The organism is Methylobacterium sp. UNC378MF (genome assembly GCF_900103195.1).
GTDB lineage: Bacteria > Pseudomonadota > Alphaproteobacteria > Rhizobiales > Beijerinckiaceae > Methylobacterium.
Map to the genome: position 1 here is coordinate 252,463 of NZ_FMWU01000003.1, position 22,061 is coordinate 274,523.

A 22,061-nucleotide genomic window follows, 5' to 3' on the forward strand; every position below is an offset into this window, starting at 1 on the left:
GCCCGAACGTACGTTCTTTCCGATCCCGGGCCCCGCGGATACCGCCACACCGGCACGCGACCGCAACCCGTCCGCGCACCTCCTCATGCCGCCCCAGGCTCCGTCCGCCCCGGACGGTCGGCTGGCACGGCCCGGATCAGAGGCTCTCAAACACGTGGCCAGCCCCGTCGCCGTCACCGAGATCCAGCCGCAGACCAAGGCGCAGCCCGTCGCCCCGCAGGCCCTGCTCAGTCCCGGCGAAATCCGCGCGATCGTCTACGGCCTCATGACCGCGATGCTCCTCGCGGCCCTCGACCAGACCATCGTGGCGACCGCCATGCCGACCATCGGACTCGACCTCGGCGACGCGGCCAACCTGCCCTGGATCGTCACCGCCTACCTCCTGGCCTCCACGGCGGTGACCCCGCTCTACGGCAAGCTCAGCGACATCCATGGCCGGCGGATCATGCTGCTGATCGCCATCGCGACCTTCGTGCTCGGGTCGCTCGCCTGCGCGCTCGCGCCCACGATGGTGACGCTGGCGCTCGCCCGGGGCCTCCAGGGCATCGGCGGCGGCGGGCTGATCGCCTTGGCCCAGACCATCCTGGCCGACATCATGGCGCCCAAGGAGCGGGCGCGCTACCAGGTGGTGATCGCGGGCGTGTTCGTGACCGCCTCGGTGGCGGGGCCGCTGCTCGGGGGCTTCTTCGCCCAGCACCTGCACTGGTCGCTGATCTTCTGGATCAACCTGCCGATCGGCGTCCTCGCTTTCGCGCTGACCAACGCCAACCTGAAGCGCCTGCCGCGCTATGACCGCCAGCACCGCCTCGACTGGCCCGGTGCCGGCCTGATGGTCGCAGGCTCGATCGCCCTGCTGCTGGCCCTGAGCTGGGGCGGCGTGCGCTACCCGTGGAGTTCCGCACCGGTCCTCGGCCTCCTCGCCCTGGCCGCGGCTCTGGGCGCCGGTTTCGCGGTGCGGCTCGCCACGGCGGCCGAGCCGCTGATCCCCACGGAGGTCCTGCGGAACCAAGTGGTCTACAGCGCGACGCTCGCCGCCTGCTTCGCCATGGGCACCTTCATCGGGCTGACCATCTACGTGCCGATCTTCCTCGAAGGGGTGATCGGCCTCTCGGCGAGCGAGGCCGGCGTGGCCCTGGTGCCGCTGATGGTCGGGACCGTGACGGGCGCGACCCTGTCGGGACGGTCGATGATCTATTTCCGGCACTACAAGCGCGTGCCGCTCGCCATGATGAGCGTCAGCCTCGCCTGCTGCGCCCTGATCGCCTGGCAGGGCCGGGCGCTCCCCTTCTGGCTCATGGAGGTGCTGTTCGCACTGCTCTCCATGGGGATCGGGACGATCCTGCCGCTCTCCACCATCACGATCCAGAATGCGGTGGCGCGCCACCAGCTCGGGATCGCCACCGCCGCGATGAACTTCTTCCGCTCCCTCGGAGGGGCGCTGATCGTGGCGGCCTTCGGCACCATCGTGCTCGGCGGCGCCGCGGGCGGGACAGGGGGTCACGACGTCGAGAGCCTGATCCGCGGCGCCGATCCGGCGCAGCTCGCCTTGACCTTCCGGTACGTGTTCCTGGCCGCCTGCCTCGGACTCTTCGCGGCCTTCGCGTTCCTGGCAATCATGGAGGAGCGGCCGCTCGGCGAGCGCAGCTCGCCGAAGATGGACGGCAGGACGTCGGATAAGCCGACCTGAGGGTCACGGCCGGCCCGATACGCCGCAATGGCCAAGCGCCTCGGCCCCGATGCGCCTCAGCTTTGCTGGCCGCAGCCGCATCCCGGCGCATGCGCGCCACCTGGCCAGCGGGAGGCCCGGATCACGCTGCAGAAGTTGCCTTTACGAAATCCCGGCTCCTTGTCGGCAATCACGTCGGCCTTCACGTTGCCGAAGGTGGTATCCGGCTTGTGCCGGATGCCGTCATAGAAGGCCTGGATGATGTCTTCCTTGAAGTCCGGCGAGCGGGGATAAGCCGAGACGACCGCCTCGCGCTCGGCATCGGAATACTGGCTATAGGTCAGGCCGAGCACATCCATCTCGACGCCGGCCGTGACCAGCGCGACCACCGGGTGCATGTGCACCGGGATGCCGGGCGTGGTGTGGAGCGCGATGGCCGTCCAGACCGTGTCGACATCCGTCTCCGGAACGCCGTGCGCCTTGAGGAAATCGCGGGCGGCGTTGGCGCCGTCCACCTCGAAGCGCTCCGCCGCGCTGCTGTGATCCGGCATCAGGCCGAGATCGTGGAACATGGCGCCCGCGTAGAGCAGCTCGCGGTCGAAGGTCAGGCCGCGCTGGAGGCCGGCCAGGGCACCGAAGTGATAGACCCGGCTCGAATGGTTGAAGAGCAGTTCGGTCTCGCTGTCGCGGACGAAGGCGGTGATCGCTTTGGCGAGGGCGCTGTCGGGGACGACGGCTTCGGAGGGGAGGCGCATCGACGGGGCTCCTTTGCGCTGCGTGTCCCTCTGCGCTACGAGACACTCGGTTTGACAGCAATCGTCGTGAAGCGATGATTTCTGCCAACGTGCCCGCACCTTCGGCCATGGCCCTCCCATGACGTCCCGTTCGATCGGACTCCTCGCCCTGCCGAACGTCCAGCTCCTCGACGTGGCCGGACCACTGGACGTCTTCGCCGAGGCGAATGCGCAGAGCGGCCGCACGCTCTACAGCCTCGCCCTCATCGGGACGGAGCCCGGCCCGATCACGACCTCGTCGGGCCGTCGCCTGCTCCCGGATCGCTTGGCGCCCGCCGATGCGGGCGCGGCCTTCGACACGCTCCTCGTAGCCGGCGCGCCCAGGATCCACGAGGCGGCCGTTGGCGCCGATCTCCTCGCATGGCTAGCCGACGCGGCGGCGCACTGCCGACGCTACGGCTCGGTCTGCAGCGGGGCCTTCCTGCTCGGGCAGGCCGGCCTCCTGACGGGCCGCCGGGTCACGACGCACTGGGCCGTGGCAGAGAGGCTGGCCGTGCGCTACCCCGAGGCGCAGGTCGAGCCCGACGCGATCTGCCTGTTCGACGGGCCGGTGCGGACCGCGGCCGGCGTCACGGCGGGGCTCGATCTCGCGCTGGCGCTGGTGGAGGAGGACCAGGGTGCCGAGATCGCCCGCCGGGTGGCAGCCCAGCTCGTCATGTTCTTCAAGCGCGGCGGCGGTCAGATGCAGTTCAGCCGCCGCGGGGTCAGCGCCCCAGCCGGCCGCTCGGCCCTCCAGGAGGTGCAGCGCTGGGTAGCCGCCCACCCGGCGGAGGATCACGGCATCGAGCGGCTCGCCGAACGGGCTGGGATGAGCCCGCGCCACTTCGCGCGCCTGTTCCGGGCCGAGACCGGCCTGACCCCGGCCGCCTACGTCGAGACCGTGCGGATCGAGGCCGGGCGCCGTCTCCTCGAGACGGGCGAGATCGCCCTGAAGCAGGTCGCGGGCGCCTGCGGGTTCCGGGATGTCGACACCCTCCGGCGGGCCTTCCAGCGACGGGTCGGCACGACACCCGCGGAGTACCGGCGCCGGCATGCCCGTGGTTGAGGCGCCCTGCGCACCCTGTCCCCGGGCATCGCGGGACTGCCCTTGATTCGCCCCGATCACCGCTTACCTCGCTCCCATCGGCTGCGGGCCCCTCTGGCGGGCGCTCCTCAGCGCCCGTGATGTCGGAGCCGATGCTTTCCATCTGGAATCAGCATCAGGTCCCGCACATGATGGACGTCCTCACCGTCGAATGGCTCGGTAAGCCATTGTGGATGTGGCTCGGATTCCACGTCCTGATCGCCTGCCTGCTCGCATTCGACCTCGGGCTCCTCCACCGCGACAAGGAGCACGAGATCGGCGTCCGGGAGAGCTTGGCCCTCACCGGTTTCTACCTCGCCCTCGGCCTCGCCTTCGGCGGCTGGATCTGGTGGTATCTCGGGCCGCAGTCCGGCCAGGAATATGTCACCGGCCTGGTGGTCGAGAAGTCGCTGTCGATGGACAACGTCTTCGTCATCGCCATGATCCTCACGGCACTGGGCGTCCCCCGGGCGGCCCAGCACCGGGTCCTGCTCTGGGGCATCCTGGCGGCGGTGGTGCTGCGCGGCCTGATGATCGGGCTCGGCGCCGCCCTGGTGCATGAGGTGCACTGGGTGCTGTCGCTGTTCGCGGCCTTCCTGATCTACGCCGGCCTGAAGATCCTGTTCTCGGGGGACGAGGAGGAGGGCGACTTCCAGAACAGCGCCGTCGTGCGCTGGTTCAAGACCACCTTCCGAGTCACTCCCGACCTGCACGGCCAGCGCTTCACGGTGCGCAAGACCGATCCGAAGACCGGCCGGGTCGCCCTGTACTTCACCCCGCTGGCACTTGCCCTGGTGCTGGTCAACGGTGCCGACGTGATCTTCGCGGTCGACAGCGTCCCGGCGATCTTCGCGATCACCACGGACACGTTCGTGGTCTACACCTCCAACATCTTCGCGATCCTGGGCCTGCGCGCCCTCTACTTCGCGCTGGCCGCGATGGTCGACCGGTTCGCCTATCTGAAGACGGCCCTCGCCTTCATCCTGATCTTCATCGGCGCCAAGATCGTGGTGGCCGACACGTTCGGGCTGGTGACGGTGCCGCCGTGGGTCTCCCTGGTGGTGACCCTGACGCTGCTGGCGGCCGGCGTCTTCTACAGTCTCTGGCGGACCCGGACCGACGCGCCGACTCCCTCGGCCTCGGAGGCCGGGCACCCCCACGAGGCCCGGGCCCACCGCGCCTGAGGCGGACCAGCCCTCAGGCCGCCGGCAGCGCCGCGATCAGATCGCGCAGGGTGGTGATGGTCGAGGCATCGGCCACGCCGTCCACCCGCGCCGGGCGGAAATGGCGCTGGAACGCGGCGACCACCGCCTGGGTGTGTTCGTCAAACACCCCGGTCACCGGCTGGTCGTAGCCGTAGAGCGCGAACATCGCCTGCAGCGCCTCGACGGGTTGACCAGCGTCGCCCCGCGCGAAGAACCGGCCGTCCTGCAGGCGGGCGGGGGGCACGTGATGACCCACCCCCGCCGCGGCGAGGCGCTCCCACGGGAAGGTCTCTCCCGGATCCTCCTTGCGCTCGGGCGCGATGTCGGAATGGGCGAGCACGCGCTCCGGCGGGATCGGCCAGCGGCCGAGGATGTCCCGGGCCAGCGCGATCACCGCGTCGACCTGCGCCTCCGGATAGGGCGGCAGGCCGCCGGCATGGCCCGGATGGACGATCTCGATCCCGATCGACCGGGAATTGACGTCGGTCTCGCCCTTCCAGGCGCCGGCGCCGGCATGCCAGGCCCGGCGGCCCTCCGGCACCATCTGAACGATTCCGCCATCCTCGAACACGAGATAGTGGGCCGAGACCTCGCTCAGCGGATCGCGCAGGCGTGCCAGGGCGGCGGCCCCGCTCTCCATCCCGGTGTAGTGCAGGATCAGCAGGTCGAGCGGTCCCGTGCGGCGGGCGCCGTGGTTCGGCGAGGGCGCGACGCGGCGGGCGAGGGGGCTGTCCGGATTCAGCGTCATGCCGGGCTTGTGCCACGGTTGGAGCCGCGACGCACCGGATCGCGCGGAACGCGGCGCGTTACCCGGCGCGCGTCCTCACCTGCTCGGATCCGGCGGCGCGAGACTCACCGCAGCCCGCGCTCCTGCGCGATCCGGTCGTAGGCCGCGTTGATCGCGGCGAGCCGCCGGGTGGCGATGGCCACCGCCTCCGTCGGAAGACCGCGGGCCAGCGCCCGATCCGGGTGATGCTCGGCCACCAGCGCGCGATGGCGCGCCTTCACGGCGGCGTCGTCCGCCGCACGGTCGAGCCCGAGGACGCCGTAGGGATCGTCCGGCAGCCGCACGTGCCGGGCGGCGATGCGCCGGAACGCGGCCTCGTCGAAGCCGAAAATTCCGGAGACCGCGCGCAGGTAGCGCTCCTCGGCCTCGTGCAGCGCACCGTCGGCGCCCGCGATCTGGAACAGGCCGTCGAGCACGTCCTCCAGCAGGGCCGGCTCGTCGCCGAAGGTCGTCGCCAGCTGGCGTGCGTAGGCCTCGAAGCCGTTCGTGGTCTTCTTGGCGAGGTCGAACAGGCGCTCCACACCCGGGCGCGCCGCGGGCTCCACCCGCACGACCCGACCAAAGGCCTCGACTTCCGAGGGCAGCACGACGCCGTCGGACTTGGCCATCTTGGCGGCGAGGGCCACGAGGCCCGTGGTGAACACGACGTCGCGCGGCGTCCGCCCGAAGGGCGCGCCGACCCGGTCCATCAGGAAATGGCCCGCAACGCCCCCGATCAGCGCCCCGAGCGGGCCACCGATCGCGAGGCCGAAGCCCGCGCCGCCGAGCTTGCCCCAGACGCCCTGAGACTTGGTCTCCTGGCTCATGGGCGACCCGGTCCCGGCGCTGATCCTCGGCTCGGTTCTGTCATCGGGGGCGGCGTGGTTCCGGCGCCGGAACGCACCCGGCCGAGCGACGGGATAGCCGCTCTGCACGCCGCGAGGAAGGGCCGGGACGCGCCCGGCCCGCCCAGCTCAGCTTAGCGGCAATAGACGTTGCCGTAGGCGTCGCGATACGTGCCATAGGGGCAGCGCGGCGCGGTCGAGGCCCCCACGATGGCGCCGCCGGCGCCGCCGATCGCGGCACCCGCCAGGGCGCCGCCCGCGCGGCCGGTGGCGGCCGCGCCGATTGCCGCACCGGTCAGGGCGCCGAGGCCCGCACCGCCCAGAGCCCGGTCTTCCGGGGTGTTGCAGCCGGCGAGCGAGAGGGCGGCGATGGTGGCGAGGGCGGCTGCCGTCAGCTTCTTCATGGTCCCCAGAACTCCCTTGTGCATTCAGTCCGGCCTGTGGCCGTGATCGCGGCGGATCGCCCCGAGCTTAGCAGGAAAGGAATGTCGGCCATACGGCTAAGGTTCCATCGGCTGCGCCATGAGTTGCACCGGGTTCCCGTCTCGCCCTATGCCACGGTCCAGAGGCGGCGCTCCGGCCGGGGTACCGCAGAGCCATATCCGGCACCACGTCCGAGGATCCCATGCCGACAGCCACCACGATCGTCCGCCGGGCCGCGGTGCGCGCCGACCGTGTCGCCGATACGGTGACCCTCGATCGCGCGGCCCGGGACGCCGTTGCGGGATCCCTGGTCGGGGAGGGCGGGCTCGCCTTCGACGTCGCGCTCACCAAGGCCGCGGCCCTGGAAGACGGCGACGCCCTGCGCCTCGACGACGGTCGTCTCATCGCGGTGCAGGCGGCCGCCGAGGACCTCCTGGAGGTGCGCGCCGAGAATCCGGTCCGCCTGCTGCGCCTGGCCTGGCAGCTCGGCGGCAGCCACGTGGACGCCGAGATCGGCGCGGACGTGCTCTACGTCCCGGCTACCCCTGCCGCGGCCGAACTCGTGCGCGGGCAGGGCTGCGTCGCGACCCCGGTCTCCCGCGCCTTCCGGCCCGAGCACGCCGCCCACGATCACAGCACCTGCGGGCACGATCACGGCCACGATCATCATGCCCACCATGATCACGGCCACGATCATCACGGGCCCGATCACGCGCATGACCATGGTCACAGCCATGAGCACGGCCATGAGCACAGCCACGAACACGAACACCATCGCGAGCACGGGCACCAGAATCACGGTCATGATCACGGCCACGTGCACGGTCCCGGCTGCGGCCACGATCATTAGCCTTTGAACCCGGCCCGGGGCGGCGCCGGTAGACCGGGCCGGTCAGACGGGACCGATCGAGGACTCCATGCCGGCCTCCGACCCCGGACGGCCCGCGGCCGTCACCCTGCGGGAATGAAGCGCAGCGTGCCGGCGCGGCGCGTGGGCTGGCCGGTATCGTTCGTGTGATTGACGCCGTCCATCACCGGAACCTCCGGGAAATCGAAGGGGCTGACCCCGTCCAGGCAGGCGACGTTGACGGCGTGAACGTTCGGGTCCGACCGCCGCTGATGATGCGTGTAGACGCCGCAGCGGGAGCAGAAGAAGTGCTGCGCCACCCCGGTATGGAACCGGTAGGTCGTCAGCGCCTCCGCACCCTGCAGGATCCTCACCCCGCCCGGCTGCGCCATGACGACGACGGCGCCGCGCATGCGGCAATACGAGCAGGTGCATCGGCGGATCGTCGCGAGATCGTCGCTGAGGGCCGCCTCGAAGCGCACGGCGCCGCAATGACACCGCCCGGTCCGGATCGTCGCATCGTCCGCCATGATGCTGGTGCCCCCGTGCGATTTCCTGGGATCCGGCTCAGCGACCGGTCCAACAGGCCCCCGACGGTCTAGGTGCGAGCGAGGATCCCGACAATCGTCATGTCTTCACACGGCCTGTGAGGAAAACTCACGCGCCGACGCCTCGGGAGACCGCGATCGCCGCCGGTCACAGGCGCTTCGGCACGGGCCTGCGGCAGTACAGGCTCGCCGCCTCGGCAGACAGGCTGTCCTGGACGGCCACGCACTGGTCGAGGGTGAGGCCGATGCTGGCCGCGTAGGGCTCGTTCGGCGACAGCGCCGCGTGGGCGAGGGCCGCCAGGTACAGCAGGAACGCCGCGGCCGCCCCGATCACCGCCGCGACGACCGCACGGTTCAGCAGCATCTCCGGCGCCCGCTCATGGCATCCCGACCAGCAGCAGCGCGAGCACGAGCACCGTGAGCCCCACGCCGATCAACGCCACGGCGGTGTAATCGCGTCCGGGCCGGTGCATGGTGGTGCGACCTGAACGGGTCATCATCCGCGCGCCGGGTCCTTGTCGTGGATCCGTGTCCCGGGGCCGACTCACTGCAGCAGGCCCCACAGGCCCGTAGCCAGTCCGAAGGTGAGCGAGAGCATCGCTGCGCAGATCAGGACGCGATCGATCACGCGGGCGGCCCGACCCTCCGGCTGAACGTCGATCATAGCGCGGTCTCCTCAAGGCCAGACTGACGACGGCCTGTTGCTGGCCTGTGTCGGCCCGTCGTCGGGAAACGGGTTCGTGTCTCCGCTCGGCAGGGGCCGGCCCGAACGGGAATCGGCCGCGGCGCGGCGCCAGGGCAGCGGAACACCCTGGTCACCGTTCAGTTGGACCGGCATCCCAACCGGAGACGACGCGTGACCACGGATCCGCTGCACAAGTATCCCCGCCCGCCCTTCGCGGCGCAGCCCCAGAGCTTCCCCGGCATGACCGGGCGCATGGAGCCGGAACCCGACCACGGCGAGGCGAGCTACAAGGGCTCGGGCAAGCTGACCGGTCAGGCGGCGCTGATCACCGGCGGCGACAGCGGCATCGGCCGCGCGGTCGCCATCGCCTTCGCGCGGGAGGGGGCGGACGTCGCCATCTCCTACCTGCCGCACGAGCAGGCCGACGCGGAAGCGGTCGCCCAATGGATCGAGAAGGCGGGACGGCGCGCGCTGCTGCTGCCGGGCGACCTCAAGGACGCCGCCTACGCACGCCAGATCGTCGCCCGCACGGTGGAGACGTTCGGCCGCCTGGACGTGCTGGTCAACAACGGCGCGTTCCAGCAGCCGAACGCGGACCTCGCCGGAATCGACGACACCGTGTTCGAGGACCATTTCCGCACCAACGTGTTCGGCCCGTTCTACGTGACCAAGGCGGCGCTCGCCCATCTGAAGCCCGGCGCCTCGGTGATCTTCACCTCGTCGGTGAATTCCAAGCATCCGATGCCGTCGCTCCTGGCTTACAGCGCCACCAAGGGCGCCCTGAGCAACATGGTGCTGAGTCTGGCCCAGCTGCTTGCCGAGACAGGCGTGCGCGTGAACGGCGTGCTGCCCGGGCCCATCTGGACCCCGTTCATTCCCTCCGGGATGAGCCAGGATTCGGTGAAATCCTTCGGCAGCCAGGTGCCGTTCGGCCGGCCCGGACAACCGGCCGAACTCGCCTCGGCCTACGTGATGCTGGCCTCGGAGGAGAGCAGCTACACATCGGGCGCGCTCGTCACGGTGGCCGGTGCCATGCCGGTGTTCTGACACGCCGCCTGGACAGCACCCACAACGGCGGGTGCCGTCCGGGCCGACGGCGGTCTCAGGCGGCACGCATCTCGGCGAGAAAGCGCATGACTTCGGCGCGCAGGGCCTCGGCGCTGCGGCAGACATCGCCGGCGGCTGCACCGACCTCGCCGGCCACGCGGCGCGTTGCCTCCGCGGCGGCCGAGGTGGAGACGACGTTCTGGCTCACGGAATCGGTTCCGCGGGCCGCCTCGTCGATATTCTGCGCGATGTGCCCCGTGGCGAACCGCTGCTGCTCGACGGCCGCTGCGATGGCGCTAGCGATGGCGTTCATCGTGTCGACCGTGCCGCCGATCGTGCGGACCGCGTGAACCGCCTGTGTGGTCTCCCCCTGGATTGCGGCGATCTGGGCGGTGATCTCCTCGGTGGCTTTCGCGGTCTGCCCGGCCAAACCCTTCACCTCGGCGGCGACCACCGCGAATCCGCGTCCCGACGCGCCGGCCCGCGCCGCCTCGATCGTCGCGTTCAGCGCCAGGAGGTTCGTCTGCTCGGCGATCGCCGAGATGATCCGCACGACCTCCCCGATCTTCTCCGCCGCCCCTGCCAGCCCGCGGATCTGTCGATCGGTCCGCTCCGCCTCGGTCACGGCCTGACGGGCGATCTCGGCCGACTTGGTGACCTGCCCGCTGATCTCCCCGATCGAGACCGACAGTTCCTCGGTGGCCGCCGCCACCGTCTGCACGTTGGTCGCGGCCTGCTGCGCGGCGCCGGCTGCCGAACCGGCCTGCTGCGCCGCCTCCGCGGCGGTGGCCGACATCGCCCGGCAGGCCTCGCGCATGCCGGAGGCCGCGCCGTCGACCTGCGCCAGGAGTTCGCTCGCCTCGGCATCGAAGCTGCGGGTCACCGCCTCCATCCAGCGGGCGCGCTCCTGCCGGCGCTCCTGCTCCGCCAGTTGTTCGGATGACAGCGTCTGCGCCTGAATCATGCTGTCCCGGAACACGCCGGCAGCCTCGGCCATCTGGCCGATCTCGTCGCGCCGGCCGCGCCCCGGGATGTCGACACCCATCTCGCCACCCGCGAGCCGATGCAGGGCCGACGTGAAGGCGCTCAGCGGGCGCGTGATGCTGCGCGCCAGCAGGAATCCCACCACCCCGATCCCGATCGCGAGGGGCGTCAGCCAGAGCAGGGTGGTGACCATCCGCGCCCGGTCCATGGCATGGATGTCGTCCACGTAGAGCGCGGAGTTGATGACCCAGTGCCACGGCTCGTAGGCGAGCGAGTAGGCGACCTTCGGGGCCGGCTCGGTCTCGCCGAGCCGAGCCCAGCGGTACTCGGTGAAGTCGCCGCCCGCCTGGGCGCGCTGGATCATCGTCCAGACGAAGGTCTTCTTCATCGCCGCGTCATCGCGCGACCGAGTGCCTTCGATCTTGGGATCGGGATGCACGACGTTGCGGCCGATATTGCCCGGAGCCGAGCTGTAGACGAAGACGTAGTCGCTGCCGTTGTAGCGCATCGCCCGCAGGGCATCGGCGGCACGCCGTTGTGCCTCGTCGGCCGTGATGACTCCAGCCTCCGCCTGACGGGCGAACGCCGCCACGATGCCGTGCGCCGACTCGACCTGGGCGCGGATGGCGGCCTTACGGCCGTCCATCATCACCGGGCCAACGGAGGATACCTGAATGCCCACGATCCCTATGAATGCCAGCAAAATGCCGCCGACAAGATAAAACAATTTACTTCCAATTGTCATTTCCTATATTCCCGCCAATAAATGGACATCTCAAAGTTTTATCGAAAACGAATCGGCGATCATCAAGCATCGCATGAGAACATTATCTCAGGTATTCTTGGAATCATTCCATGCTAACCGCACATGCGTGCCATGCCACGGCATGATCTTCGGGGCCCGCGCGACGTCCAAGGAACGACCGTCACGACCGGCCGGCGCGCCGACCGATGCCGCCTCGCCGTGCCGGTCGCCCTTACGGGCTGCCCGCGACGCCGGCGACGGCTCGGCCGGCACCGCATGTCGTTTCGCCGGTTGGCATCCGGTGATATCCGATGCCCTCCCGCGCCCTTCATCGGCCTCCGGGCGCGCGGCGCCCCGGCGGGACGCATCGCGAGGGGGAACACGGCACGGATCAAGGAACGTGACGGCGGCTGACGAACGCGGTGCACGGGCGGGATGGCGCTTTTCCGTCGCCCCGATGAGGGACTGGACGGACTAGTGCCTCTCCGCGCTCTGCAAATGCGGCTGCGGCCCGGCCATGCTGTACGGATACAGTACCGAAATCAGCCGCCTGGAGGGAATCGAGCCTCAGCACGGCGACCACGGCCTCCGGCCCATCCCGCGTGCCGAGCCGGATCAGCCGGGCCGCGCCCTCGGGCCCGATCTGCAGCGGACAGCCCGTGGTGAAGGGTGCCGCCGCGATGGCGGCGGGGTCGAGGATGAGGGTCATGGCCGGCCTTCCGGTGCCTCGATCACCGTCTACATCTGCCGCCCTGGCCGTGGCGTCCCCATGCCGGGCCTTCGGCCTCCGGAGGTGCGTCGTGGGTGAGACCACCTCGAGTCGCCCGGCCCATCCCGCCACGGGGCTCGCGCGCCTCCCGGTCCGGACCGCCCGCCGGCAAGCCCGCGGTCCGGCTGGTGTCTCCGTCCTGCCAGTTCGCCATCTCCTCCGTCTTGCCCCGGTGCCGTTACCCTGCACCGCAGCGTTCCCGAGATGTCGGAAAACTCTCCCGAGACCTCGGACAATCCGTCCGCGCTCTCGGGAGCCCCGCGGGGGGCATGGCCGCATGACGACCCTCGAATGCGCCGCCCTGCTGCTCCAGGAGATCGCCGAGCCGCGGCCGGTCGGCGACAGCGTGAAGGCCGCCATCACCCGCGCGGCCAGGGCCGTGAAAGGCCGCGAACGTCTTCCTCGGCGACCGGGAGACACTCAGTTATGGGCGTGCCGAAGATCTCTGGCGGCGCGAGGCCCGGCGGATCGACGCCCACGAGCTCGACGCGATCCGGGCTGCCCACCGGGCCCGCGACCAGCGCCGCGACCAAGCGCTTCGTGCGGAGCTTCGCGCGGCTGCGGTACTGGTTGGGGCCCGGTCTCGGCGGCGCTGCTGTGGCGTTCGGCGGGATCGTGCTGGTGAAGGTGGGGCTGGCGGGGCGGTGAGCCGGGCCGCCTGGTTCGAGAGGCTGTCCCGGCTTCGGATGGGATGCCTCTCGGTCCAGAGACTGCAACCGCGCCGCATCCCTGCGCGGAGACCGAACCTCGATAGTCCTTCAGCGAGACCATCGTGAACCGCCCGGCTCCGGCCGCGGCGGTTTTTGGTGCCGGTGGCCCGCAGCTTGCGACAACCCGGCATTCCTCACAGGGATTCACTCAGCCCCGCCGGCACCGCCGCGCGGGGCCTTTTAGTAACAGCCTGCCGCTCGGCGGTGGGATCGGCGTTGCCGGCTCCCTATCAATCGATCCCGGCACGGCCGCGGGCGTAACTCGGAACCTCGGCAACCAGATCCACGACAACAACGGTCCCCCCGGCAGCCTCACGAAAGTCGGTGACGGTACGCGCCGCTGTGCAAGCGCCTGATCCGACGCTCTGGCGCATCGGCCGAGCCGATGGGGTTCGGCACCGTGCGGGCGTGGCTTGACCGGTGCGATGGTACCCGCGTGGCAGGGTGGGCGCAGGATAGGGCGGACCCTGACGCCACTGTGTGCCTGGACATCGTGGTTGACGGTCGGATCGTGGCGATGACCGTGGCCGCATTGTACCGGGCCGACATTGCGGCCTTGGGGGTAGGCGACGGCCGCCACGGCTTCGACCTCGGCTTGGCGACTCCCTTGGCCCCGGGCGCGCCACACGTGGTCGAGGTGCGCAGGTCGGTCGACGATGCGGTGATCTGCGCGATAACAACAGACGCAGCAGGCCTGTGGACGCCGTTGTTGGCGGCGTGATCGGCGCGTCCGCTCCGCTACGACAGGGGCAACGACATCATCGCCTGCCGCGCGGGTGACGGAACGGACCTATCCGGCTCGCCCTACCTGTTGGAGCCGGCGGTCAGGCTCGTCCGGCGGCCGTAGCCCGGCACCCACCTGTGGGGCATTCATTTGCCGAGGCAGCGATGCACTCCGCGCCGGATCCAAGCTCATGCCCTACACGATCGAGGTCTGGGACCGGATCGGCGGCGAGCTCGAGCTGCACCTGGCCACGGTCTACCCGCTGCCCATGGCGATCGCGGCGTTCGAGGCAGCCTGCCTGGAAAGGCCGACGAACAAGGTCACGCTTCGGGATCGGGCTCGGATCGTGCGGAAGCAAGAGGCGACGCCACGGAGCAACGGCGAGGCCCTGGCCGCCGCGCGCCGGTCGAAGGTCCGGGTTTCGCGATCGATCTTACCGTCTCTTTTGACGACGATCTGGGCGTGATACCCCGTCGTCCCGTTCTTCCGCGCGCTCGACGATGGCCCCCATCGCGCTCCCCCGTGGCGGTACAGCACGGGGTCGAGCAGGCACAGCAAAGCTGTACTACGAGCAATCCGACGCCCGATGAGGCACGCCGAGACCCGGCGAGGTACAGCACGAAAGCGACAGCAAGTGATTGCCGGAATGGAAGAACCCAGAAATCTCAGTGGATGGCGCTTTTCCGTCGCCCCGATGATGGACTGGACGGACCGGCATTGCCGCGCGTTCCACCGGTCCCTCTCGGCCCGCGCGCGGCTCTACACCGAGATGGTGACGACCGGCGCGGTGCTGCACGGGCCGCGCGAGCGACTGCTCGGCTTCGCGGCGGTCGAGCATCCGGTGGCGGTCCAGCTCGGCGGCTCGGACCCGGCCGAGCTGGCGCAGGCCGCCCGGATCGCCGCGGATCTCGGCTATGACGAGGTCAACCTCAATGTCGGCTGCCCCTCGGACCGGGTGCAGGAAGGCCGCTTCGGCGCCTGCCTGATGCGCGAGCCGGCCCTCGTCGGCGATTGCGTGGCGGCCCTGAAGGCGGCGGTCGCCGTGCCGGTGACGGTGAAGTGCCGGATCGGCGTCGACGATCAGGATCCCGAGGCGGCGCTCGACACCCTGGCCGACGCCGTAGTCGCGGCGGGCGTTGACGGGCTGATCGTCCACGCCCGCAAGGCCTGGCTCCAGGGGCTCTCGCCCAAGGAGAACCGGGACGTGCCGCCCCTCGATTATGGCCGGGCGGCGCGGCTGAAGCAGCGGCTTCCCGGGCTGCCGATCGCGGTCAATGGAGGCCTGCGCGATCTGGACGCCGCGCGGGCGCGGCTCGCCGAGGTCGACGGCGTGATGGTCGGCCGCGCCGCCTATACCGAGCCGGCGCTGCTGCTCGGCGTCGATCCCGACCTGTTCGGCGTGCCGGCCCCGGCCCCCGACGCCTTCGCGGCGGTGGCGGCGTTCGAGCCCTACATCGCCGCAGCCCTCGCCCGGGGTGAGCGCCTGCACGCGGTCACCCGGCACATGCTCGGGCTGTTCAACGGCCGGCCGGGGGCGCGGGCCTTCCGGCGCCACCTCTCGACCCACGGCATGCGCCCGGAGGCCGATCTTGCGACCCTGCGGGAGGCGGTGGCGCTGGTCTCCCGCGCCGCGCCCGAAGCCCGCGCGGCCTGAATGGCAGACCGGTCAGGGCCGGCGCAGGATCAGGCGGTCGCCCCGGACCTCGTAGCCGGAGAGCCGCGACAGGAAGGTCTGACCGAGGAGATTCGCCGACAATGCGCCCGGCTTGGCCACCATGGCGTTCACCCGCCGCTCGGTGATCGTCCCGACGCTCAGCGAGTCGAGCTGGGTCGGCGCCGCGTAGGTGATGCCGTTGGCGGTGGAGACGCGGGCGGTGAAATCGGCGGGCGCGGGCGTGAGCCCCAGGGCCGCAGCGTTCTCGGCGGTGAGCACGACGCTGCTCGCCCCGGTGTCGAACAGGAAGGGCTGCACCCGGCCGTTCACCTCGGCGTCGACCCGGAAATCGCCGTCCGCCCGCCTTGTGACGGTGACCGAGCCGTCGCCGCTCGAGGTCGCGCTCCCCGGCCGGAGATCGCCGAGCACCCGGGCGCCGACGTCCTGGATCCGGTCGCGGTAGCTGTAGCCGATGACCAGGGCGAGGCCGATCAGCGCCCAGGCCAGGAGTGCCTGCAGGTTCGCGCCGGGCCGGGCCGTGAATTGCCGCCAGAACCCGGCCACCACCAGGAGCAGGATTGTGCCGGTCCAGGCGAGGTTCGCCAATTGGTCGGGCCCGATCACGCCGCCGACGCTGTCGCTGCCGTCGCCGAGGACCAGGGCGACGAGAACCAGGGCGAGGGCCGCGAGGCCGAGATAGATCATGACGGCAGCGGCGCTTCCAGGAGTGTGAGGCCGGCGGTGCGCATCCGGGCCGCGAGCCCCGCCATCACGGCGCGGCGCTGCGCCTCCGACAGCGCGCCCCAGGCGGCGATCTCGTCGCGGGTCCGCCCGCAGCCGCCGCACAGGCCGGTCGCCGCGTCGAGGACGCAGACCTTGGTGCAGGGCGAGGCGGGTTTCGGCGCGGGCGGCATCGGTGATCCTTGGCCGGGGGATCGTGGCCGGGTCAAGACGCGGCGGGATCTGTCAGTCCGCCACGCCCGCCGTCGCCGCCACCAGGGCCAGCAGGGCGGCGATCTCCGCGGCCTGCTGGCAGGCGCCGATGACGTCGCCGGTCTGGCCGCCGATCTTGGCGCGCGCCAGCCGGGTGAGGCCCAGAGTCGCGAGGCCGGCGCACAGGATCATCAGCGCGACCCCGCCGGGCGGCAGGCCGAGCGGCACGGCGCCGAGCGCCAGGACCGCGCCCAGACCGAGGGCGGTGGCGAGGCTCGCCCGGTCCGGGCGGCCGACCGAGGCGGAGAGGCCGCCCGGCCGCGCCGGCGCCAGCAGCACCATCGGGGCGAGGGCGGCGATCCGCGACAGGGCGGCCGACAGGATCAGACCGGTGGCGGCGGCGTAGCCGGTCCGGTCGAGAAGCGTCGCCAGGGCGCCGATCCGCAGGGCCAGCGCCAGGACCAGCGCCGCGCCCCCATAGGCGCCGATCCGGCTGTCGCGCATGATCTCCAGGCGGCGCTCCCGCGTGGTGCCGCCGCCGAACCCGTCGGCGACGTCGGCGAACCCGTCCTCGTGCAGCGCCCCCGTGGCCACCACCAGGATCGCCACCGCGAGCGTCGCGGCCAGGAACGGCCCGAGCCGGATGGTCCAGGCGGCCACCAGCACCAGGGCGGCCGGCAGCGCGAGGATCAGGCCGGCCAGCGGCAGCATCCGCGGCAGGGTGGTGAAGTCGGGGCTCCGGTGCGGGTCCGGCTCGCCGGGCAGTTGCGGCACCGGCAGGCGGGAGTAGAAGCGCAGGCACCCGGCGAGGTCGTAGAGGGCGCCGCGCCCGGGCCAGTCGGCCTCACCGCCGGTCTGCCTGTCCATCGCGGTCTCTCGCATCCGCCCGCCACCGCGCGCCGGTCCAGTATAATCTCCCCGTCCGGGGGCGCCCACAGGAAATCATCGCCGCCATGACCGACCCGATGACCGCCCCCGAACCCGGCCCCTTCGACGACATCCGCAACCTGCTGAAGGCGATGCCGGGCCCCGACACGGAGGCGCAGGCCGCCGTCGCGGCCCGGGACGCGACCCTGACGAAGCCCGCGGGCTCTCTCGGACGGCTGGAGAGCCTCGTGTCCTGGCTGGCGGCGTGGCAGGGCAAGGCACCGCCGAGCTTCGACCGGCCGCTGGTCTGCGTCTTCGCCGGCAGCCACGGGGTCACGCGCCGGGGCGTCTCGGCCTTCCCCGATGCGGTCAACCGGCAGATGCTCGACAATTTCGCCGCCGGCGGCGGGGCGATCAACCAGATCTGCGCCGCCTACGGGCTCGGCTTCAAGGTGTTCGACCTCGCCCTCGACATGCCCACCGGCGACATCACGGAGGGGCCGGCCCTCGACGAGCGCGCCACGGTCGCCACCATGGCGTTCGGCATGGAGGCGGTGGCCGCCGGCACCGACTGCCTCGGCATCGGCGAGATGGGCATCGGCAACACCACGGTGGCGGCCGCCCTCTACGCCGCCTTGTTCGGCGGCGACCCCGCCCACTGGGTCGGGCGCGGCACGGGCGTGGACGGGGACGGCCTGTCCCGCAAGGTCGCCGCCGTGGAGGCGGCGCTCGCGCACCATGCCGGCCACCTCGGAGACCCGCTCCAGGTCCTGGCGCGCCTGGGCGGCCGTGAGATCGCCGCCATGGCGGGGGCAATCCTGGCGGCCCGGCTGCAGCGCATTCCGGTGGTGATCGACGGCTACGTGGCGACCGCCGCGGCCGCCGTGCTGCACGCCGCCGATCCGAGCGCCCTCGACCATTGCCTGGCCGGCCACGTCTCGGCGGAGGGCGTCCACGCCGAGGTTCTGGAGCGGCTCGGGCTGGTGCCGCTGCTGGCGCTCGGCATGCGCCTCGGCGAGGCCTCGGGCGCCGGGATGGCGATGGGCCTGCTCAAGGGCGCGCTCGCCTGCCACACCGGCATGGCGACCTTCGCGCAGGCCGGGGTGTCCGAGAAGGGCGCGGGCTGAAGCCGCGCGGGCACCTGCGCCCTCGCGTCTTTGCGAGCGGAGCGAAGCAATCCAGCGGCGCCACGCCCATCAGCGGCCCGCTGCCCTGGGTTGCTTCGCTGCGCTCGCAAAGACGAACCTTCCTCGGGAGCGCCCGGACTCAGGCGGTCTTCTCGATGTTCCAGAAGAACTGCACGGGCGCCATCACCATGCCCTTGAGCTTCGAACTCACGGCCATCGGCTGCTGCACGAGGCCTGCCGGGGCGTACGGCACGACCTCGAAGGCCCGCTCCTCGATGCGGGCGGCGAGCGCCTTCTGCTGCGCCTCGTCGCTCGTGGCGATCCACTCGCCGCGCAGCGATTCCAGCGTCGGATCGTCGGGCCAGCCGAACCACGCGGCCTGACCGTTGGCCCGGATCAGCGGGTGGAGCGCCGGGTTCAGCACATCCGCGCCCGACCAGAGCGTGTGGAACAGCGACCATCCGCCGGCATCGACCGGCCCGCGATTGCCGCGGCGGGCGATGAAGCTGCCCCAGTCGGTGGAGACCAGATCGACGTTCATCCCGAGCTGCTTGAGCAGGTCCTGGGTCACCAGCGACTGGTTGTAGGCGATCGGCTGGTCGGCTGGGGCCAGCAGCACCACCCGCTCGCCCTTGTAGCCGGCCTTGGACAGCATCGCCTTGGCCTTGGCGAGATCCGCCTGCATGGCGGCGGCCCCGCCGGCGCCGGTCGACATCGGCGAGCCCGGCGTGAAGAAGGTCTTGGCCTCCTGGTAATATTCCGGGCTGCCGACCACCGCCTGCATGTAGTCGTCCTGCTTCATGGCCATCATTACGGCCCGGCGGATCTCGGGATTGTTGAACGGCGGCTGCGTGTGGTTGAACCGCATCAGCAGGATCAGCCCGAGCGGCACGTTGCGGATCTCGATCCCCGGCTTGCCCTTGAGGACCGGGATCAGGTCGATCGCCGGCTGCTCGTACCAGTCGACCGCCCCCTGGATCATCGCGCCGACCGCCGCCGAGGCCTCGGTGATGGCCAGCCACTCGATCCGGTCGACCTTGGCGACCTTGCCGCCGGCCGCCCAGGAGGGTGCCTCCTCGCGGGGCCGGTAGCCGGCATGGCGCGTGTAGATCGCGTTCTGGCCGGGGATCCATTCCCGCGCCTCGAAGCGCCAGGGCCCGGAGCCGGTGGCGTCGGCGATCGGCTTGGAGGCATCCTGCAGGGCGATGCGCTCCGGCATGATGAAGGGCACGTTGGAGGACAGCTTGCCGAGGGCCGCCGGGAGCAGGGGGAACGGCTTCTTCAACGTGATGGTGAAGGTCCGCGCATCCTCCTGGCCGTACGCCTCCACGAACCCCGCCAGGGTCTGGCCGAAGGCGTCCCGCTTGGACCAGCGCGCGATGGACGCGATGCAGTCCTTGGCCTCGACGGGGGAGCCGTCGTGGAAGGTGAGTCCGTCGCGGAGATGGAAGGTCCAGCGCAGGCCGTCGGGCGCGGTCTGCCAGTCGCTGACCATCTGAGGCTGGATCCGGAAATGCTCGTCTGTGGCGAACAACGTGTCGTAGACCAGATAGCCGTGGTTGCGGATGACGTAGCTCGTGGCGACGATCGGATCGAGGGACGGCAGGGGCGTCGAGGGGATGAAGCGCAGCACGCTGCCGCCACCGGGCTGGGCCCGGGCGAGGTACGGGCGGCCGATGCTGGCGGCGGCCGCGCAGGCGGTCCCGGCCAGAAGCTGGCGACGGTGAAGCGTCATCGCGGGCAACCCCTCTGCTATACAGGGCCCCCGAGGCCCGCTGGATTTTATACAATTTCAACACCGGGGCCTCGCCGTCAAGGGCCTCGACCACGACCGGGTCCGACGGTGGAGCGCGACGATGAAGAACCGGACCATCGCGGGTTCGATCGGGTCCGAGATCCGGCGCCGCATCCTTGACGGGCGCTACCCGGCCGGGTCGCAGCTCCGCCAGGACGGCCTCGCGGCGGAATTCGGCGCCAGCCGCATCCCGGTACGGGAAGCCCTGTTCCAGCTCGAAGCCGAGGGCCTGGTGCGAATCCACCCGCACCGCGGGGCGATGGTGGCGCCGCTCTCGCCGGCGGACGCGGCCGAGGCCCTCGAACTCAGGGGCACCCTGGAGCCCCGGCTCCTATCCCTGTCGGCCCCGCGCCTCACCGCCGAGGATTTCGCGCGGGCCGACGCTCTGCTGGAGGATTACGCCGCGGCATTGCGCGACGGCGCGACGGCGCGCTGGGGCGCCCTCAACACGGATCTGCACCTCCTCCTCTACAGCCGGGCCGAGCGCCCCCGGGCCCTCGCCCTCGTCGGCTCCCTCCTGGCCGAGTGCGACCGCTACACGCGCCTGCAGCTGTCAACGGACAACGCCGAGTTGGAACGGGCCGACCGCGAGCACCGCGAGATCGTTCGGCTGTGCCGGAACGGCCACGTCTCGGCCGCCTGCGCCCTCCTGACCGACCATATCGACCACGTCGCCGCCGCGCTGATGGCCTTCCTCGGCGAGACCTCAGGGCTGACGAAATCGGCCAAGATTGTATAAAATCCTTGCCAGAATCGCACGTCGCTGCCATGGAGAGGCTGCCGCCCGGCGCGACCTGCAAGGCCCGCCGGGACGATCCTCCTCCCAGCAGACGAGCCGGCGATGGCCTCCGACCGACACATCTTCTCCGGCACGATCCCGGCCCTGATGACGCCCTGCCGGCCGGATCGGACACCCGATCTCGACGCCCTCGCGCGGAAGGGGAAGGACCTCGTCGCCGAAGGGATGTCGGCGGTCGTCTATTGCGGCTCGATGGGCGACTGGCCGCTCCTGACCGACGAGGAGCGGATGGAAGGCGTCGAGCGGCTGCTGGCAGCCGGCGTTCCGGTGATCGTCGGGACCGGCGCGCAGAACCCGAAGCGGGCGGCGGCGCTCGCGGCGCATGCCAAGGCGGCCGGCGCCCACGGCCTGATGATCATCCCGCGGGTGCTGTCGCGCGGCAGCTCGGCGGCGGCGCAGGAGGCCCACTTCTCCGGCATCCTCGAGGCGGCCGTCGACCTGCCGTCGGTGATCTACAACAGCCCCTATTACGGCTTCGAGACCCGCGCGGATCTGTTCTTCAGCCTGCGCAGCCGCTACCCACACCTCGTCGGATTCAAGGAATTCGGGGGCGCGGCCTCGCTCACCTACGCGGCCGAGCACATTACCGGCCAGTCGCCCGAGATCACCCTGATGGTCGGGGTGGATACGCAGGTGGTGCACGGCTACGTCAATTGCGGCGCCCGGGGTGCCATCACGGGCATCGGCAACGTCCTGCCGCGGGAGGTCCTCCACCTTGTCGCCTTGTGCGAGAAGGCGGCGGGCGGCGACGTCCTGGCCCGGCGGCGGGCGGAAGAACTCGATTCCGCCCTGGCGATCCTGTCCAGCTTCGACGAGGGGACCGACCTCGTCCTGTACTACAAGTACCTGATGGTGCTGGAAGGAAACCCGGAATACGAACTCCACTTCAACGCCTCCGACGCGCTGAGCGCCGGCCAGCGCCACTACGCGGAGAACCAGCTGCGTCTGTTCAAGGCATGGTACGCACAGTGGTCGGAGGAGGCCGCCGGGGCCTGATCCTCCACCGCGGCCGCCGCAGGGCAGCCCATCTTTGCGCGGGACCGCCCGTCGGCGCTATGGCGGGTG

At 71.0% G+C, this 22,061-nt stretch carries 24 protein-coding genes; 12 read left to right on the plus strand and 12 right to left on the minus strand.

All coding sequences use genetic code 11. The annotated features are described in order from the left end of the window. Positions 1-154 precede the first annotated feature (154 nt). The gene (locus BLT59_RS04825) at positions 155-1,687 is read left to right on the plus strand and encodes an MDR family MFS transporter (RefSeq protein ID WP_091777051.1); all 1,533 of its coding nucleotides are present in this window, start codon (positions 155-157) and stop codon (positions 1,685-1,687) included. A 56-nt stretch (positions 1,688-1,743) separates the two neighbouring features. Here the strand turns inward: BLT59_RS04825 and BLT59_RS04830 are convergent, their stop codons facing one another. Beyond that, positions 1,744-2,421 (minus strand): HD domain-containing protein, encoded by a 678-nt coding sequence (locus BLT59_RS04830; protein ID WP_091777052.1) that lies wholly within the window; start codon positions 2,419-2,421, stop codon positions 1,744-1,746. 118 nt (positions 2,422-2,539) lie between these two features. Here BLT59_RS04830 and BLT59_RS04835 point away from each other — a divergent pair, with 118 nt between their 5' ends. Both BLT59_RS04835 and BLT59_RS04840 read left to right on the plus strand, forming a co-directional pair. Beyond that, the gene (locus tag BLT59_RS04835; RefSeq protein ID WP_091777054.1) at positions 2,540-3,505 is read left to right on the plus strand and encodes a GlxA family transcriptional regulator; all 966 of its coding nucleotides are present in this window, start codon (positions 2,540-2,542) and stop codon (positions 3,503-3,505) included. Between the two features lie 167 nt (positions 3,506-3,672). After that, positions 3,673-4,707, plus strand: coding sequence for a TerC family protein (locus tag BLT59_RS04840; protein ID WP_091777202.1), 1,035 nt, complete (start codon positions 3,673-3,675; stop codon positions 4,705-4,707). Positions 4,708-4,720: 13 nt separating this feature from the next. Here the strand turns inward: BLT59_RS04840 and BLT59_RS04845 are convergent, their stop codons facing one another. The 3 genes from BLT59_RS04845 to BLT59_RS04855 all read right to left on the minus strand — a co-directional run bounded on the left by BLT59_RS04845 (position 4,721) and on the right by BLT59_RS04855 (position 6,743). After that, on the minus strand, positions 4,721-5,476 hold the full coding sequence (locus BLT59_RS04845) for an N-acetylmuramoyl-L-alanine amidase (protein WP_091777056.1): 756 nt from the start codon (positions 5,474-5,476) through the stop codon (positions 4,721-4,723). A 104-nt stretch (positions 5,477-5,580) separates the two neighbouring features. Further along, positions 5,581-6,321, minus strand: a complete 741-nt coding sequence (locus tag BLT59_RS04850; RefSeq protein ID WP_091777058.1) for a TerB family tellurite resistance protein — start codon at positions 6,319-6,321, stop codon at positions 5,581-5,583. Positions 6,322-6,473: 152 nt separating this feature from the next. Then, complete coding sequence (locus BLT59_RS04855; RefSeq protein WP_043347377.1) at positions 6,474-6,743, minus strand: hypothetical protein; 270 nt, start codon at positions 6,741-6,743, stop codon at positions 6,474-6,476. A gap of 221 nt (positions 6,744-6,964) precedes the next feature. Here BLT59_RS04855 and BLT59_RS04860 point away from each other — a divergent pair, with 221 nt between their 5' ends. Continuing rightward, complete coding sequence (locus BLT59_RS04860; protein ID WP_091777060.1) at positions 6,965-7,612, plus strand: urease accessory protein UreE; 648 nt, start codon at positions 6,965-6,967, stop codon at positions 7,610-7,612. 101 nt (positions 7,613-7,713) lie between these two features. Here BLT59_RS04860 and BLT59_RS04865 read toward each other — a convergent pair whose 3' ends face one another. The 3 genes from BLT59_RS04865 to BLT59_RS32105 form a co-directional block, all read right to left on the minus strand. Next, a complete protein-coding gene (locus BLT59_RS04865) occupies positions 7,714-8,139 on the minus strand; it encodes a GFA family protein (RefSeq protein ID WP_091777061.1) in 426 nt (141 codons plus the stop codon). A gap of 166 nt (positions 8,140-8,305) precedes the next feature. Next, positions 8,306-8,521, minus strand: a complete 216-nt coding sequence (locus tag BLT59_RS04870; RefSeq protein ID WP_091777063.1) for a hypothetical protein — start codon at positions 8,519-8,521, stop codon at positions 8,306-8,308. Positions 8,522-8,534: 13 nt separating this feature from the next. Beyond that, the gene (locus BLT59_RS32105; RefSeq protein WP_280141029.1) at positions 8,535-8,657 is read right to left on the minus strand and encodes a hypothetical protein; all 123 of its coding nucleotides are present in this window, start codon (positions 8,655-8,657) and stop codon (positions 8,535-8,537) included. 356 nt (positions 8,658-9,013) lie between these two features. Here BLT59_RS32105 and BLT59_RS04875 point away from each other — a divergent pair, with 356 nt between their 5' ends. Further along, positions 9,014-9,889 (plus strand): SDR family oxidoreductase, encoded by an 876-nt coding sequence (locus tag BLT59_RS04875; RefSeq protein WP_091777065.1) that lies wholly within the window; start codon positions 9,014-9,016, stop codon positions 9,887-9,889. 55 nt (positions 9,890-9,944) lie between these two features. Here BLT59_RS04875 and BLT59_RS04880 read toward each other — a convergent pair whose 3' ends face one another. Then, the gene (locus tag BLT59_RS04880) at positions 9,945-11,522 is read right to left on the minus strand and encodes a methyl-accepting chemotaxis protein (RefSeq protein ID WP_091777067.1); all 1,578 of its coding nucleotides are present in this window, start codon (positions 11,520-11,522) and stop codon (positions 9,945-9,947) included. Positions 11,523-12,819: 1,297 nt separating this feature from the next. Between BLT59_RS04880 and BLT59_RS04885 the strand changes: the two genes are divergently transcribed. The 4 genes from BLT59_RS04885 to dusA all read left to right on the plus strand — a co-directional run bounded on the left by BLT59_RS04885 (position 12,820) and on the right by dusA (position 15,475). Then, positions 12,820-13,035 (plus strand): hypothetical protein, encoded by a 216-nt coding sequence (locus tag BLT59_RS04885; protein WP_139173955.1) that lies wholly within the window; start codon positions 12,820-12,822, stop codon positions 13,033-13,035. Between the two features lie 579 nt (positions 13,036-13,614). Then, positions 13,615-13,818: a hypothetical protein gene (locus tag BLT59_RS31695; protein WP_244513838.1), complete on the plus strand. Its 204-nt coding sequence runs from the start codon at positions 13,615-13,617 to the stop codon at positions 13,816-13,818. Between the two features lie 193 nt (positions 13,819-14,011). Next, positions 14,012-14,287: a hypothetical protein gene (locus BLT59_RS04895; protein WP_175543929.1), complete on the plus strand. Its 276-nt coding sequence runs from the start codon at positions 14,012-14,014 to the stop codon at positions 14,285-14,287. A gap of 180 nt (positions 14,288-14,467) precedes the next feature. Continuing rightward, entirely contained in the window at positions 14,468-15,475 is a 1,008-nt protein-coding gene (dusA, locus tag BLT59_RS04900; protein ID WP_091777070.1) for a tRNA dihydrouridine(20/20a) synthase DusA, read from the plus strand. A 12-nt stretch (positions 15,476-15,487) separates the two neighbouring features. Here the strand turns inward: dusA and BLT59_RS04905 are convergent, their stop codons facing one another. The 3 genes from BLT59_RS04905 to cobS are packed head-to-tail and all read right to left on the minus strand — an operon-like array spanning position 15,488 to position 17,275. Then, positions 15,488-16,180, minus strand: a complete 693-nt coding sequence (locus tag BLT59_RS04905) for a retropepsin-like aspartic protease family protein (RefSeq protein WP_091777072.1) — start codon at positions 16,178-16,180, stop codon at positions 15,488-15,490. Then, positions 16,177-16,389, minus strand: coding sequence for a DUF1289 domain-containing protein (locus tag BLT59_RS04910; protein WP_091777074.1), 213 nt, complete (start codon positions 16,387-16,389; stop codon positions 16,177-16,179). Before BLT59_RS04910 ends, BLT59_RS04905 begins: the two co-directional genes overlap by 4 nt. Before the next feature lie 52 nt (positions 16,390-16,441). Continuing rightward, the gene (gene cobS / locus BLT59_RS04915) at positions 16,442-17,275 is read right to left on the minus strand and encodes an adenosylcobinamide-GDP ribazoletransferase (RefSeq protein ID WP_091777076.1); all 834 of its coding nucleotides are present in this window, start codon (positions 17,273-17,275) and stop codon (positions 16,442-16,444) included. Between the two features lie 86 nt (positions 17,276-17,361). Between cobS and cobT the strand changes: the two genes are divergently transcribed. Beyond that, the gene (gene cobT / locus BLT59_RS04920; RefSeq protein WP_175543930.1) at positions 17,362-18,402 is read left to right on the plus strand and encodes a nicotinate-nucleotide--dimethylbenzimidazole phosphoribosyltransferase; all 1,041 of its coding nucleotides are present in this window, start codon (positions 17,362-17,364) and stop codon (positions 18,400-18,402) included. A gap of 139 nt (positions 18,403-18,541) precedes the next feature. Here cobT and BLT59_RS04925 read toward each other — a convergent pair whose 3' ends face one another. After that, positions 18,542-20,137, minus strand: a complete 1,596-nt coding sequence (locus BLT59_RS04925) for an ABC transporter substrate-binding protein (RefSeq protein WP_091777078.1) — start codon at positions 20,135-20,137, stop codon at positions 18,542-18,544. A gap of 121 nt (positions 20,138-20,258) precedes the next feature. Between BLT59_RS04925 and BLT59_RS04930 the strand changes: the two genes are divergently transcribed. Continuing rightward, a complete protein-coding gene (locus BLT59_RS04930; RefSeq protein WP_091777080.1) occupies positions 20,259-20,936 on the plus strand; it encodes a GntR family transcriptional regulator in 678 nt (225 codons plus the stop codon). A gap of 102 nt (positions 20,937-21,038) precedes the next feature. After that, positions 21,039-21,992 (plus strand): dihydrodipicolinate synthase family protein, encoded by a 954-nt coding sequence (locus BLT59_RS04935; RefSeq protein ID WP_091777082.1) that lies wholly within the window; start codon positions 21,039-21,041, stop codon positions 21,990-21,992. Positions 21,993-22,061 lie beyond the last annotated feature (69 nt).

What these genes read in the sequence shown, in the direction of transcription:
- BLT59_RS04830 (WP_091777052.1), bottom strand. Translation starts at nt 2,421, where the DNA reads ATGCGCCTCCCCTCCGAAGCCGTCGTCCCCGACAGCGCCCTCGCCAAA.
- BLT59_RS04835 (WP_091777054.1), top strand. Translation starts at nt 2,540, where the DNA reads ATGACGTCCCGTTCGATCGGACTCCTCGCCCTGCCGAACGTCCAGCTC.
- BLT59_RS04840 (WP_091777202.1), top strand. Translation starts at nt 3,673, where the DNA reads ATGATGGACGTCCTCACCGTCGAATGGCTCGGTAAGCCATTGTGGATG.
- BLT59_RS04845 (WP_091777056.1), bottom strand. Translation starts at nt 5,476, where the DNA reads ATGACGCTGAATCCGGACAGCCCCCTCGCCCGCCGCGTCGCGCCCTCG.
- BLT59_RS04850 (WP_091777058.1), bottom strand. Translation starts at nt 6,321, where the DNA reads ATGAGCCAGGAGACCAAGTCTCAGGGCGTCTGGGGCAAGCTCGGCGGC.
- BLT59_RS04855 (WP_043347377.1), bottom strand. Translation starts at nt 6,743, where the DNA reads ATGAAGAAGCTGACGGCAGCCGCCCTCGCCACCATCGCCGCCCTCTCG.
- BLT59_RS04860 (WP_091777060.1), top strand. Translation starts at nt 6,965, where the DNA reads ATGCCGACAGCCACCACGATCGTCCGCCGGGCCGCGGTGCGCGCCGAC.
- BLT59_RS04865 (WP_091777061.1), bottom strand. Translation starts at nt 8,139, where the DNA reads ATGGCGGACGATGCGACGATCCGGACCGGGCGGTGTCATTGCGGCGCC.
- BLT59_RS04870 (WP_091777063.1), bottom strand. Translation starts at nt 8,521, where the DNA reads ATGCTGCTGAACCGTGCGGTCGTCGCGGCGGTGATCGGGGCGGCCGCG.
- BLT59_RS32105 (WP_280141029.1), bottom strand. Translation starts at nt 8,657, where the DNA reads ATGATGACCCGTTCAGGTCGCACCACCATGCACCGGCCCGGACGCGAT.
- BLT59_RS04880 (WP_091777067.1), bottom strand. Translation starts at nt 11,522, where the DNA reads ATGATGGACGGCCGTAAGGCCGCCATCCGCGCCCAGGTCGAGTCGGCG.
- BLT59_RS31695 (WP_244513838.1), top strand. Translation starts at nt 13,615, where the DNA reads ATGACCGTGGCCGCATTGTACCGGGCCGACATTGCGGCCTTGGGGGTA.
- BLT59_RS04895 (WP_175543929.1), top strand. Translation starts at nt 14,012, where the DNA reads ATGCCCTACACGATCGAGGTCTGGGACCGGATCGGCGGCGAGCTCGAG.
- dusA (WP_091777070.1), top strand. Translation starts at nt 14,468, where the DNA reads ATGGAAGAACCCAGAAATCTCAGTGGATGGCGCTTTTCCGTCGCCCCG.
- BLT59_RS04905 (WP_091777072.1), bottom strand. Translation starts at nt 16,180, where the DNA reads ATGATCTATCTCGGCCTCGCGGCCCTCGCCCTGGTTCTCGTCGCCCTG.
- BLT59_RS04910 (WP_091777074.1), bottom strand. Translation starts at nt 16,389, where the DNA reads ATGCCGCCCGCGCCGAAACCCGCCTCGCCCTGCACCAAGGTCTGCGTC.
- cobS (WP_091777076.1), bottom strand. Translation starts at nt 17,275, where the DNA reads ATGGACAGGCAGACCGGCGGTGAGGCCGACTGGCCCGGGCGCGGCGCC.
- cobT (WP_175543930.1), top strand. Translation starts at nt 17,362, where the DNA reads ATGACCGACCCGATGACCGCCCCCGAACCCGGCCCCTTCGACGACATC.
- BLT59_RS04925 (WP_091777078.1), bottom strand. Translation starts at nt 20,137, where the DNA reads ATGACGCTTCACCGTCGCCAGCTTCTGGCCGGGACCGCCTGCGCGGCC.
- BLT59_RS04930 (WP_091777080.1), top strand. Translation starts at nt 20,259, where the DNA reads ATGAAGAACCGGACCATCGCGGGTTCGATCGGGTCCGAGATCCGGCGC.
- BLT59_RS04935 (WP_091777082.1), top strand. Translation starts at nt 21,039, where the DNA reads ATGGCCTCCGACCGACACATCTTCTCCGGCACGATCCCGGCCCTGATG.